This is a genomic window from Nonomuraea sp. NPDC050663 (assembly GCF_044456985.1).
Taxonomy (GTDB): domain Bacteria; phylum Actinomycetota; class Actinomycetes; order Streptosporangiales; family Streptosporangiaceae; genus Nonomuraea.
The window spans coordinates 381,099-393,890 of record NZ_JBITGL010000006.1; the positions used below are offsets into that span (position 1 = coordinate 381,099).

At 71.4% G+C, this 12,792-nt stretch carries 7 protein-coding genes and 1 pseudogene; 2 read left to right on the plus strand and 6 right to left on the minus strand.

All coding sequences use genetic code 11. The annotated features are described in order from the left end of the window. The 3 genes from ACIBH1_RS22050 to ACIBH1_RS22060 are packed head-to-tail and all read right to left on the minus strand — an operon-like array spanning position 1 to position 4,765. On the minus strand, positions 1–399 hold the full coding sequence (locus tag ACIBH1_RS22050) for a VOC family protein (protein WP_397315702.1): 399 nt from the start codon (positions 397–399) through the stop codon (positions 1–3). Further along, positions 396–1,949, minus strand: a complete 1,554-nt coding sequence (locus ACIBH1_RS22055) for a hypothetical protein (RefSeq protein ID WP_397315703.1) — start codon at positions 1,947–1,949, stop codon at positions 396–398. Before ACIBH1_RS22055 ends, ACIBH1_RS22050 begins: the two co-directional genes overlap by 4 nt. Further along, a complete protein-coding gene (locus tag ACIBH1_RS22060) occupies positions 1,919–4,765 on the minus strand; it encodes a BTAD domain-containing putative transcriptional regulator (protein WP_397315704.1) in 2,847 nt (948 codons plus the stop codon). The genes ACIBH1_RS22055 and ACIBH1_RS22060 overlap by 31 nt, the downstream gene beginning before the upstream one ends. Before the next feature lie 106 nt (positions 4,766–4,871). Between ACIBH1_RS22060 and ACIBH1_RS22065 the strand changes: the two genes are divergently transcribed. Continuing rightward, complete coding sequence (locus ACIBH1_RS22065; RefSeq protein WP_397315705.1) at positions 4,872–5,312, plus strand: DUF2690 domain-containing protein; 441 nt, start codon at positions 4,872–4,874, stop codon at positions 5,310–5,312. 42 nt (positions 5,313–5,354) lie between these two features. Here ACIBH1_RS22065 and ACIBH1_RS22070 read toward each other — a convergent pair whose 3' ends face one another. From ACIBH1_RS22070 to ACIBH1_RS22080, 3 genes are all read right to left on the minus strand, one after another. After that, positions 5,355–6,284, minus strand: a complete 930-nt coding sequence (locus tag ACIBH1_RS22070; RefSeq protein WP_397315706.1) for a diacylglycerol/lipid kinase family protein — start codon at positions 6,282–6,284, stop codon at positions 5,355–5,357. Between the two features lie 59 nt (positions 6,285–6,343). Beyond that, positions 6,344–9,088: an immune inhibitor A domain-containing protein gene (locus ACIBH1_RS22075; protein ID WP_397315707.1), complete on the minus strand. Its 2,745-nt coding sequence runs from the start codon at positions 9,086–9,088 to the stop codon at positions 6,344–6,346. 87 nt (positions 9,089–9,175) lie between these two features. Beyond that, positions 9,176–11,554 (minus strand): immune inhibitor A domain-containing protein, encoded by a 2,379-nt coding sequence (locus tag ACIBH1_RS22080; protein WP_397315709.1) that lies wholly within the window; start codon positions 11,552–11,554, stop codon positions 9,176–9,178. 265 nt (positions 11,555–11,819) lie between these two features. Here ACIBH1_RS22080 and ACIBH1_RS22085 point away from each other — a divergent pair. Next, positions 11,820–12,784: pseudogene (locus ACIBH1_RS22085) on the plus strand (IS481 family transposase). Positions 12,785–12,792: the final 8 nt, after the last annotated feature.

The following is a 12,792-nucleotide window of genomic DNA, read 5'->3' on the forward strand; positions in this document are numbered from 1 at the left end:
TCAGTCGCGCACGAGGCAGAAGGGGTGTCCCGCGGGGTCGGCGTAGATGCGCCAGCTCCGCTCGCCGTCGCCGTCGTCGAGGAGGGCGGCGCCGGCGGCCAGGGCTCGTTCGTGGGCGTGGTCCAGGTCGGTGACCCCGATGTCGAGGTGCAGTTGCTGGGGGCGGCCGGGGTCGCCCCACTGGGGCGGGCGGTGGTCGGGCACACCCTGGAAGCACAGGACGAGGCCGGTGCCGGTGTGCAGGGTGGCCCAGCCGTCGCTGAGCGACCAGCGACGGTCGGGGCGGTTGACCTCGCCGCCGAGCAGTGCGCGGTAGAAGCGGGCCAGGGCCAGGGGGTCGGGGCCGTCGAGGACGATGGTCTGCAAGCGGCCCACGGCTTCCGCGTCTTCGTCGATCATGCCCGCATTCTCCCCGATCTCCGCCTCCGCATGACGATCATTACCGCGGTTCCCGCGACCAGCAGCGCCGCGATCCCGCCCAGGATCCACGGCCAGCGGCTCGGGGCGGGCTGGAGCAGGGTGGTGGCGGTGGCCGACTCGGTGCCCGGGTCGGGGTCGAACAGCGTCGCCGGCAGGATGACCCTGACGTGTTCGACGAGCGTCGCCGGGTGGTCGATTCTCGCGGGCGCGGTGGCGGCGAGTGTCCAGGTGCGGCTCTGCCGTACGGACAGGTTGTGGATGGGGCAGGTGAGCAGGTGGGCCGCGAGCTCGCAGCCGTTGGCGGGCGTGAGGACGAGCTGGGCGGGCGCGAGATCGGTGAGGGTGAGCCCGGTGGCGGCGGAGGGCCCGTGGTTGGTGACGGTGATGGTGCGGATGACCTGCTGGCCTGGACCCAGCCGGGCGGGCCGGGCGGAGACCGCGACGACCACGTGGGCCTCGGGTCGTACACGGGTGCGTGAGGTGACGCGCACGGGCTTGCCGCAGTCGGCGCAGCCGGCGTGGACGGTGTCGGCGACGCTCCCGGCGGGCAGGGCGGGGTCGGCGGAGGCGGTGAGCCGGAGTGTCCTGCTCTCGCCCGCTTGGAGGGTGCCGAGTCGGCGGTCCTCGGCGTCGTCGCCGCGGAGCCCGCGCGGCAGCAGGTCGCGCACCCACACCTCGCGCGCGGGCGAGGGCCCCTGGTTGCTCACCTCGATGACGTAGTGGAACGGCTCGCCCGGCGTGATCGTGGCGGCTCCGGTGGTGACCTGGAGCGACAGCCGGGCGTCGTCGCGGATCTCGGACTCGACGAAGGTGGAGGCGCCCGCCGGGTCGGGGTCGGGCGTGGCGGCCACGGCGGTGGCGGAGACCGTCACCTCGCGGGTGGCGCCGACGTCGTCGGGCGCGGTGACGACCAGCTGGAAGGTGTGCTGCCCGCCCGCCGCGAGCACCGGAAGGCGGCATGCGCACGGAGAGAGCGCCCGCAGCGGCGCGGGGATGCGTTCCTGGACGCGCACGTCGCGGCTGTCGGAGGGCCCGTTGTTGGCGACGGTCAGCGTGTAGGTCGCCCGCCCGCCGGCGTCGATGACGGCGGGTCCGTCGAGGTCGAGGGCGAGGTCGGCCCGCGGGGCGACCGGCAGCTGCCCGGTGGCGGGCAGCGGCGAGCCGCACTCGTCACAGCTCGTGATCATGGTCAGGGAGAGCCCGTCGGCGGAGAAGGAGGGTGCGAGGTCCAGCTCGACGACCGCGGCGGCGTTCTGGCCTGGGTCGAGGTCGCCGAAATCGCAGACCAGGCCGGGGCTCTGCTCCTGGCAGATGTCGCTACCGGCGAAGTGGGTGCCGTCGGGCAGGGCCCCGGCGGCCACCACGCCGGTCGCGCCGTCGCCGGTGGAGACCTCGATGGAGAAGGTGGTGCTCGTGCCGGGTACGGCCTGGGCGGCGCCGGCGGTGACGGCCGTGCGGACCGGCGTGTCCTGGCCGGGCACGGGGGTCAGGGTGAGCATCAGGGCCAGTACGGCCAGGCGGATCGGCACATGCTGGGGCTGCCCGCCAAACGGTGATCGTTAGCCCAAGACTTCTCCTGGTGATGGGCGAGGCACTCCTGCGCGCGCCGCAGGGCGCGGGCGCGCAGCTCGGTGTCGGAGGTCAGCTGCCGGCTGCGCATGAAGTGTTCCCGCGCCTCCTCGACCCGGCCCTGCGCCAGGCACAGGTCGCCGAGCGTGCAGGCGGTCAGCGCCTGGCCGTAGCCGTCGCCCGCCCTGGCGAACAGGTCCTGGCAGTGGTCCAGCATCACCCAGGCCTCCTCGTGCCGCCCGAGGACGGCGTAGGCCTCGCCGAGCCTGCGCATGGTGATCTGCACGCCGGGTCCCCAGCCCAGTTCCCGGCTGAGGGCGATGCTGTCCTCGTAGTGGCCGATCGCCTCTTCGACCTGCCCCATCGTGTAGAGGGAGATGCCGAGGTTGCGGTGGAGGCGGGCGGCGTAGTCGCCGAGGCCGCGCGTGGTGGCGGCGGCCAGGCCGCGCCGGCAGGTGGCGATGGCCTGGCGGTGCTCGGCCGCGGCGACGTGCACGCTCGCGGCGGTGTTGAGGGCGTTGACCAGCCCGTGGATGTCGCCGGCCGCCTCGAAGCCCGCGATGGCCCGGCCGAGCAGGGGGCGGGTGTGCTCCAGGTCGCCGTCGATGAGGTGGCAGCCGGCCAGCACGGTCATGGCGTAGAGGGCGTGGTGCGTGCTGCCGGGATCGGTGAGGATCGCCTGGGCGATCGTCCTGGCCTCGTCGGTCCGGCGGTGCTCCAGGGCGATGTCGGCCAGCAGCAGCCCGGTCGACTGCCGCTGGGCGGGGGCGCGGCGGGCCACGTCGTCGAGCAGGGCGACGGCCTCGTCGGCGAAGCCGCTCACGACCAGGAACGGCGACAGGTGGTGCGCGAGCTCGGCGGCGACCGGGGGCCGGGCGACCGTGGCCGCGACCATCAGGGTCTCCCGCTCCGCGTGCAGCCAGGCGGCGTCGGCCCTTCCGGTGGGGGTCGAGGAGGCGGGCGGGATCATGGCGGGCGGGTGGTCCTGGGCGGCGTCGCGCAGCCTGGACAGGCTCGTGCGGACGAAACGCTCCACCGCCTCGGCCTGCCGTGCCCGGTCTTCCTCGGCGTGGGCGCGTTCGCGGGCGTAGGCCAGGAGCAGGTCGTGCACGCGGTAGCGGCCGTTGTCCTCGGCGGAGACCAGGCCGGCCAGGGTGAGGGTCTCCAGCGCCTGCTCGGCCTCCGTGTCGGGGCAGTCCATCAGCGCCGCGACCGCCCACTCGGCGGTGCCGCGCAGCCCGCTGAGGCCCAGCAGCCTGAAGGCCCGGCGCGCGTTCTCGGGCAGCGCCTCGTAGCTGACGGCGAAGTGCGCCCTGACGTCGTGGCCGCCCAGGGCGAGCTCGTCGAGGGTGCGGGTCGAGGTCAGGCGGTCGGCCAGGGTGGCCAGCGGCCAGGCGGGCCGCGTGGCCAGGCGCGCCCCCGCGACCCTGATCGCCAGCGGGAGCGCGCCGCACGAGCCCACGATCTCCGCCGCGGCCCCGGGCTCGGCGCGGACCCGTTCCGGGCCCGCGATGCGCTCCAGCAGGGCCATCGCCTCGTCGGGCGAGGGTACGGCCAGCCGTACGACCCGGGCGCCCGGCAGGGCGGGCAGCGGCCCGCGGCTGGTCACCAGGACGGCGCAGCGCGGAGTGCCCGGCACGAGCGGGATGACCTGGCGCTCGTCGGCGGCGTCGTCGAGCACGACCAGCATCGCCCGGTCGGCCACGAGCGAGCGGTAGAGCGTGGCACGCTCCCCGGCGGAGTCGGGAATGGAGGGGGCGCCGAGCGCCCGCAGCAGTTCGGCCAGGAGCGCTGCGGGATCCCGTGGAGTCGCGCCGCCGAGCTGCAGGTAGAGCTGGCCGTCGGGGAAGGCGTCGTGCTGCCGGTGCGCCGCGGTGACGGCCAGGGTGCTCTTGCCCACCCCCGGAGGCCCGGTCAGGATGACGACGGGCGGCGCGTGCTCGCCCGTGGAGCACAGGGCGACGATCCGCTCCAGCTCGTTCTCGCGGCCGATGAAGTCGGCGATCGCCGCGGGGAGCTGGCGGATCGGGCGGCGGGACGGCGGCGGCTCCAGGCCTCCGGAGAGCACGGCCGAGTGCAGCGCCCGCAGCGCCGGACCCGGCTCGACGCCCAGCTCCGCGACGAGCGTGGTGCGGGCCTCGCGGTAGGCGGCCAGGGCCTCGGCCCGGCGGCCCGCCTGCGAGAGCGCCATGATGAGCAGCTCCCACGCCCGCTCCCGCATCGGGTGCTCGGCGACGAACGCGCGTAACTCGCCGACCACCTCGGCGTGCAGGCCCAGGGCGAGCCTGGCCTGGGCCCAGTCGAACCGGGCCTCGGCCAGCTGCTCCTCAAGCTCGGCCAGGTGCGCCGTCATCGTTGCGGACAGCGGGGCGTCCTCGGCGGGGCGGCCGCGCCACAGGTCGATCGCCTGACGTAATCGCTCGGCCCTGGCGGCCGGGTCGGCCTCGTCGCGTGCCTGGCCGATCCGCTCGCGGAAGGCCAGCAGGTCGACCTCGTCGGCTCCGGCCTTCAGCTGGTAGCCCGATCCCACGGTGACCAGGCGTGCGGCCACCGGGGCGATCCTGCGCAGCTGCGCGATGTAGGTCTGCAGGTTGGCCACGGCCGAGGGCGGAGGATCGTCCCACACGGCGGCTTCCAGTCGGTCGCGGGGAACGACGGCGCCCGCCTGGAGCGACAACATCGCGAGCACGGCTCGCTGCCTGCCGCTGAGCCGCGCGTATCCCCCGTCGTCCAGGCGCACCAGGACAGGGCCCAGCACTCCAAACGTATGGCGCATCTGTTCTGACTCTAGGGCAAGCCGGGCGTCAGAGTGATCGAAATATGGCGTCTGTATGGCCGGGTCTGCCTAGCCTCCTGGCTGTCACCTGACTCGGGAGGTTCACATGCGGAAGTTCTCACGTGCGACGTTGACGGCGGGCGCGGCTCTGGGAGTCCTCGCCCTGCTGGCCGGTCCGGCCCACGCGCACGCTTACGATCACAAGGACCCCTACGCGACGAACTGCGACGAGGGAGCGACCGTGTCCCGCACGGCCTCCATCAAGAACTCCGGCGGCGATGTGCTGGGGACGATCTACCTGTACTGGTCGTCGAAGTGCAAGACCAACTGGACGCAGATCAAGGTGTCGACGCGTGCCCATGGCACGATCCGTCTCTACACCGACGGCGCGGACGACTCCTTCAGCTACAGCGCCGGCAACAACGGCTACCACTGGGGCAACATGATCTACGCACCGAGCGTCTGCGCCTGGGGACAGGCCACGGTCAACCAGGGCTCGGGCTCCGCCAACCAGGGCACGGGCACCACGAGCAAGGCCTGCGGCTAGCACCACGAGAAGGGGGTTCACCGTCACCGGTGGACCCCCTTCTCAGTTGTCCTCGAACGTCGACGGCACCATGACCCGCACCCCGTTGGGCACCACGCGCAGGGTCAGCGGGGTGCGCAGCCGTACCTCGCCGTCGACGTCGGCCGCCATCGGCGGGTCGGTCTCCAGCAGCATCTCGCGCCCCGTCACGAACGGCCCGCCGGCGAGGCTGCGCCAGCGCCCGGTGGTGGCGCGGGCCAGGGTCTCGCCCAGCAGCCGCAGCTTCTTGCCCGAGCCGAGCTGGTAGGCCACCAGCTTGCCGTTGTCGATACTGATGTCCTTGGCCACCTGCCAGCCGCCGTGGAAGCGCCCGTTGGCGATGTTGAGCTGGTGGGTGAGCAGCTCGTGGCGCTTGCCGTCGACGGTGATGTAGGCGCGGAAGGGTGTGTGGCCCGGCAGGATCGTCAGCGCGGTCAGGGGGTAGGCGGGGCGGCCGATGATGCGCTTGAGCCACGGCTTGACCTTGCCGGCGACCTCGACGGAGACGCCGAAGGAGGCGAGGTTGGCGAAGGGCCGGTCGCCCGCCATGCCCAGGTCGATGTCGGCGACCTTGCCCTCGGCGAAGACCTTGATGGCTCCGGCGAGGTCGAGGGGCAGGCCCAGGCTGCGGGCGAAGTTGTTGGTGGTGCCGAGGGGCAGCACGCCGAGGGCGACGTCGCGGTGGGCGACGTGGCGCACGGCCGACGACAGGGTGCCGTCGCCGCCGCCGACGATCAGCAGGTCGGGCTGGAGGTCGAGAGCCTTGTCGAGGTGGGCGCGCAGTCGTTTGGGGTTGACGACCGAGTATTCGGCCAGTGGTTCGAAGCCCAGGCCGTGGATCTGGTCGAGCACCTCGAAGTAGTGCTTTCGACCGCGGCGCGAGCGCGTGTTGATGACCACCGCGACCCGGCGGTCGCGGTGGATGGCCTCGGTGTGCTCGGCCTTGGTTCTCATGAAAACCCATCGTAGGGCCGCCGCCGCCCTGCACATCGAGCGGCGGCGGCCGAAGATCCTTACTGCGGGGCGGCGGCCGGGGTGACGTCGACGATCACGCCGAGGTTGCCGGGGAGCGGCGCCACGAGCTTGATCTGGACGCCGTTCTGCACGCCCGCGTCACCGGGGTTGCCGGTGCCCAGGACGTGACCGCCGGACAGCTGCCTGCCGTACTGCTCGGTGGCCGGGCTGCCGTCGGCGTTGACCACGCGGGTGGTGTAGGGCAGGTGGTCGCGCGAGGGCACGGCCACCGAGGCGTCGCGGTCGCGGAAGTACAGCGAGCCGTCGCGCACCTCGATGCCCGGGTACCAGGTCTTGGCGTCGGTGAACTGCTGGACGCCGCGCTGGGCCGCGAAGGTGTTGCAGTAGAGCGTGAAGACGTCGGCGCCGTTGGTGCACGACTTCAGCGGCAGCGTCTTGGCGAACCCGAAGGCGGCGTTCGACGGCTGCAGCCACGCGTTGAGGTTCTTCTGCAACGTCGGGTGGTGGTCGGCGGCCTCGCCGGAGTAGCGCAGCGGCTCGAAGTGCGAGTCGACGGCCAGCAGCGAGCCCTTGGAGCCGATCGAGGGCTGATCGAACTGCGAGGCGTCGACGTCGTTGACGTCGTAGACGTGGTTGCGCAGCGTGATCAGCAGGCCGGGGGCGTTGTAGCGCACCCGCTCGACGTTCCAGGCGTTGTCGGTGAACCAGTTGGTGTCGTAGGCCCAGTGCAGGCCCTTGTCGAAGCCGTCGGCGGTGCGCCACTCGGCCAGGTAGTACTGCTGGACGTGGGCGACGCCGTCACCCTGCTGCCAGCCCTTGCCGGTGGTGCGCTCGCTGTGGCTGGTGACCAGCGGGGTCCAGCCGTTGAGCCCCTGCTCGACGTCGTCGCTCCACACGGTCGTGGCGCCGGAGGTGAGCGAGAGGTCGTCGACGAACCAGCCGTTCTCCATGAACAGCTCGTCGGTCATGTAGCGCAGGCGCAGCTGGACGGTCTTGCCTGCGAAGGCGGCCAGGTCGACGTAGTCGTGACGCCAGGCCTGCTGGGAGCCGGTCAGGCCGTACTTCTTGCCGCCGAGGCGGGCCAGCGAGCCGTTGGGGTCGGCGTAGCCGTCGTCGGTGGAGACGAGCGCGCCGCCCTCGGTGTAGATCTTCTGCTCGGCCCAGGTGGCGCCGTTGTCCGTGGAGACCTCGACGAAGCCGAAGTCCCACTCGGCCTCGATCGCGTAGCTGTTCCACATCCAGAATTTCGCCTCGGCGGGCACCTGGATCGTGCGGGTGATGCGCACGTCGGCGTTGGGCTGGTCGTTGCCCGACTGCCAGACCTTGGCGCCGCTGTGCGGGGTGGTCTGGGGGCGGCTGAGGCCGGGCAGGTTGACCCGGATGCCGTCCTCGGTCAGCCTCGGGGTGCGCGAGGCCTGGCCGACGGTGACCAGTTGCCTGCGGTCGCCGGGGTCGATCACCTTGGGGTTGGCCCAGCCGAGGATCCACTTGTCCCACAGGCCCATGTGGGTGGGCATGGACTGGAAGATCGGGCCGCTGTGCGAGCCGTTGGCCATGAGGTCCCAGAAGGCGATGTCGGAGTCGCCGCCGGAGCCCGAGTTGTCGTAGAGGTCGGGCAGCCCGAGGTCGTGGCCGTACTCATGGGCGAACACGCCCACGCCCGCGTCCTCGCCCTGGAGGATGTAGTTGGAGATGCGCTTGTCGCTGCCGGGGATGGTCGAGCCGCCGGCGACGTCGGAGGAGTGCGCCCACAGGGCGTAGCTGCCCTGCGCGCCGCCGCCGCCCGACTTGTCGGCGCCGGCGTGGACCAGCACGAGGTGGTCGATGACGCCGTCGGGCTCGTTGTAGTTGCCGTCGCCGTCGGCGTCGGTGATGTCCTCGACGTCGTAGTCGGCCCACGGGAAGTCCGGCTGCTGCTGGGCGAGGGTGGCGACCGCGTCGATGGGCAGCTGCTCGTTGCCGTTGGGGAAGCGCGGGTTGCTCGGGTGTCCCGACATGTCCTGCACGCGCTCGCCGCAGCGGGCGGCGCCGTAGTAGCCCTCGGAGTGCGGGACCTTGATCCAGCCGACGGCCTCGCCGGTGACGGTGTAGGCGCCCTTGGACATCTCCTCGTACATCTTCTTCATGGAGTGGCCGGAGATGTCCACGCCCGGCTTGCCGTCGCGCGGGTCCTTCAGGTCGGGGCGCACGCGGGTGGTGATGCCCTTGTCCGAGTACAACATGTCGTTGTAGTGCTTGGGCGAGAAGTCCGGCACCCACATCGAGAAGTTGTCCTTGCCGCTGGCCGCCGGGTTGGGCAGCTGGTTGTGCAGCGGACCGTTGAGCAGCGTGCCGGCCGGCTCGGTGACGCACGTGGCCGGGTCGAGGAAGTCCTGGCGCTGCACGCCGGAGAAGTCGTCGTTGGCCGTGTCGCTGAACTCCACCAGCAGCGTCAGCAGGCGGGCTTCCTGCTTCTGGGGACGCTTCTTGTAGATGAACTCGAAGGGGTTCTTGCCGGTGCGCAGCGCCTCGGCCTCGCGCGCGGCCAGGATGCGGGCCGCGACGGGGTTGCCGTCGCGGTGCTTGTTGTCCACCTGTTCGGCACGCAGGCGGGCCTGGGGGTTGGCCAGTGCCGACTTGTCGTCCTCGGCCGCGACCTTCGGCTCGACGTAGTTGATGTAGTGGTCATCCGCCGACGGGATGTAGCGCGCGACGGTGGTGTCGGCGTGCGCACCGGTGCCTGGCACGGTCAGCCCGGCGGCGGTTAACCCGATCGCGAGGAGGAGCGTTCCTCTCCTGGACAAAGCGCCTCTCTTTCAGCATGTGACATGAGTCAGGAGAGACCGTAAGTTAAACTCGTTATAAAAGAGAAGCACGGTACGAAACTGTGACTATTTCCCCGATGGGGTGATTCTCACCAGGGCCGTGTTCGCCAGGAGCGGCCCCAGCAGCTGAACCCGCACCCCGAAGGCGAGCGAGCCGGGATCGCCCGTGCCGAGCTTGTGACCGTTGCCCAGGTCGGTGCCGTAGAACTCCTTGGCGGGGCTGCCGTCGGGCTTGACCACCCGCGTGCCGTACTGCCCGCGGGCGGGGAGCACGACCGAGGCGTCGAGGTCGCGGTAGTGGAGCAGCCCGTCGCGGGCCTCGAAGCCGGGATACCAGGTCTTGGCGTCGGTGAAGGTGGTGACGCCGTTCTTGCCGGTGGTGAAGGCCGCGTTGCCGACCTGCACGCGCCCCGGCAGGTTGGCGCCGTCGGCGCCGCGCAGGGGCTCGAAGTGGGAGTCGACCAGCAGCAGCGCGCCCTTGGGCCCGATGCTGGGCAGGCGGTCGAGCGTGGGGATGAGCACGTTGCCGGTGTGGGCGGAGTCGCGCAGCCACACCAGCAGGCCGGGGGCGTTGTAGCGGAAGCGCTCCACCTGCCAGCCGGCGGAGTCCTTGGTGGTGTAGGCGTAGCGCAGGCCGGGGTCGGTGCGCCATTCGGCCAGGTACATGCGCTGGATCTCGCGGGTGCCGTCGTTGAGGCTCCATCGGCCACGGCCCGCGGGGGTCCAGGTGGAGCCGGACTCGACGTCGTCGCTCCAGACCGTGCTCTGGCCGGAGGTGACGCTGAAGTCGTCGACGTGCCAGCCGCGCTGGGTGTCGGCGCCGTCGGTGACGTAGACCAGGCGGACCTTGACCGTACGGCCGGCGTAGGGGGCCAGGTCGACGTAGTGGTGCTGCCAGTCGAAGCTCTGCCCGGTCAGCGCCAGGTCGTAGGTGACCTCCTCGCCCTCGGAGTCGAACACGCGCTGGCGGGTCCAGCTCGCCCCGCCGTCGGTGGAGACCTCGACGTAGCCGTGGTCGCGCCCGAAGTCGATCTCGTAGTTGTTCCACATCCACAATCGCGGCGCCTGGGCGGGCACCGAGATCTGGCGGGTGAGCGTGGCCTCGGCCCAGTCCTGGCCCTGCCCTGACCACCAGGTCCTCTTGCCGCTGTGCGGGGTGACCATGGCCTGCTTCTCGGCGGGCAGGTCGATCCGCATGCCCTGGCGGCCGAGCACGTGCAGGCCCTGCCTGACGCCCGGCTCGAAGGTCTTGGGCCTGGCCCAGCCCAGCACCCACCGGCACCACAGGCTGAGCCGGGTGGGCATCGACTGGTAGAGCGGCCCGGTGTGGGAGCCGCTGGCCATCAGGTCCCAGAACTCCACGGACGCGGTGGTGGTGTTGGTGGTGTCGTACAGGTCGGGCAGCCCGAGGTCGTGGCCGTACTCATGGGCGAACAGGCCGACTCCGGCGTCCTCGGGCACCATCATGTAGGTCGAGACGCGCTTGCCCGCGCCGGGGATCTCGAAGCCGCCCGCGACGGTGCTGGAGTGCGCCCACAGCGCGTAGGTGCCCTCGGCTCCCCCGCCGGTGGACTTGTCGCGGCCCGCGTGCACGATCGTCAGGTGGTCGATCACGCCGTCGGGCTCGGCGAAGTTCTGGTCGCCGTCGGCGTCGGTGACGTCCTCCAGGTCGTAGTTCTTCCAGGGGAAGGTCGGGCCGAGCGCGGTGATGGCGTCGATGACGAGCTGGGCGGGGCCGCGCGGGTTGTCGGGGTGGCCGGCGTTGTCCTGGGCGGGGCGGCCGCAGGCGCCGGCGCCGTACCAGGCCTCCGAGTGCGGGGCCCTGACCCAGCCGGCCACGTCGCCGGTGATGGAGTAGGCGCCGCCCGACACGTCCTCGTAGTAGCGCCGCAGGCTGCCGCGCACGTCGATGCCCTTGCGCCCGTCGCGCGGGTCGCGCAGGTCGGGGCGCACGCGCTGGGTCAGTCCCGTGGTGCTGAACAGCTGCTGGCGGTAGTGCTGGGGGCTGAAGTCCTTCACCCAGAAGGAGTTGTTGTCCCTGCCGGTGGCGGCCGGGTCGGGGATGCGGTTGTGCAGGGGGCCGTTCTTGACGGTGCCCGCGGGCTCGGTGACGCAGTCCCAGGGCTCGGAGCCGGCGGAGCGCGGTCGCTCGAACCCCGAGAAGTCGTCCTGGGCGCTCTGATTGAACTCGACCAGGATCGTGAGCAGCTTGCCGCGTTGGGGGCGCTTCACCTTGAGCTGGGCGGGGTCGCGCCCGGTGCGCAGCGCCTCCTGCTCGTGCGCGGCGAGCACCCTGGCCGCCGCCGGGCTCCCGGTCGACGGGGAGGAGTCCTCCCGCTGGGGCACGGGTTTGTCCGTCGTCTTCGGCTCGTCTCGCGGCGGCGAGTAGTTCAGGTAGTGGTCCGAGGCGGCGGGCCGGTAGTCCGCGGCGGCCGCCTGCTGCACCGGAACGACAAATGCCGCAATGAGGGATAAGAGTAGAAAAAGGCGCACAAGATCGGACACTAAGCGGCTGATCCCATGCCGTGCCGGTATAAGACCCGTTCGCTATGAAGCCCGCTCTTGTGCGCACCTGAGCGGTGGGTTAGGCGTCGTGGCCTAGATGTATTTGGCCGAGGTCTTGGTGACACATGGCCGCAGCTAGCTGATCACATAGAAGACCTCCGGGCTTAGTGGAGTTAGCCGCTTCACCAAACACACGGAGGTCTTCATGGCACACGCTAACGCCCGACTGACGTTCCACGGCCGATGCCTGCTGGTCCGCCGTGTCGTGCAGGAAGGCCGCCCCGTCGCCCATGTCGCCGCCGAGCTGGGCGTATCACGACAGTGCGGACACCGCTGGGTCGCTCGATTTCGCCAGGAAGGCTGGGAAGGCCTGCGAGAACGGCGCAGCGGCCCGCGCTCCTCGCCCCGCCGTACCCCACCCGAAACCGAGCAGCGGGTGCTGGCCGCCCGCGCCGACCTGCGCGCCGGACCTGACCGGCTCGCAGCCGTGACCGGCGTGCCGGCCCGCACCATCACCCGCATCCTGCGCCGCCACGGCGTGCCCGTGCTGGCCGCCTGCGACCCGCTGACCGGCACCCCGATCCGCGCCGTACGCCACAGCGCCAACCGCTACGAACACCCCGCACCAGGCGACCTGATCCACCTGGACGTCAAGAAACTCGGCCGCATCCCCGACGGCGGCGGCCACCGCGCGCACGGCCGCGACCAAGCCGCCCGCGGCCGCGGCATCGGCTACGACTACCTGCACACCGCCATCGACGACCACACCCGCCTGGCCTACATCGAGATTCTGACCGACGAGAAAGGCCAGACCTGCGCCGCCTTCCTCACCCGCGCCGCCGCCTTCTTCCACGCCCACGGCATCACCCGGATCGAACGGATCCTGACCGACAACGCCAAGAACTACCGCATCAGCCACGCCTTCCAGCAAGCCTGCGCCGCCCTCGGCGCCCGCCAGAAGTTCACCCGCCCACACTGCCCATGGACCAACGGCAAAGCCGAACGCCTCAACCGCACCCTGACCACCGAATGGGCCTACCGCCAGCCGTATGACAGCAACCAGCACCGCACCGACGCCCTCGGCCCCTGGTGACCTACTACAACACCCAGCGACCCCACTCAGCCCTCGCCGGCCAGCCACCCATCAGCCGACTGACACCAAGTCCATGACCAAGTAC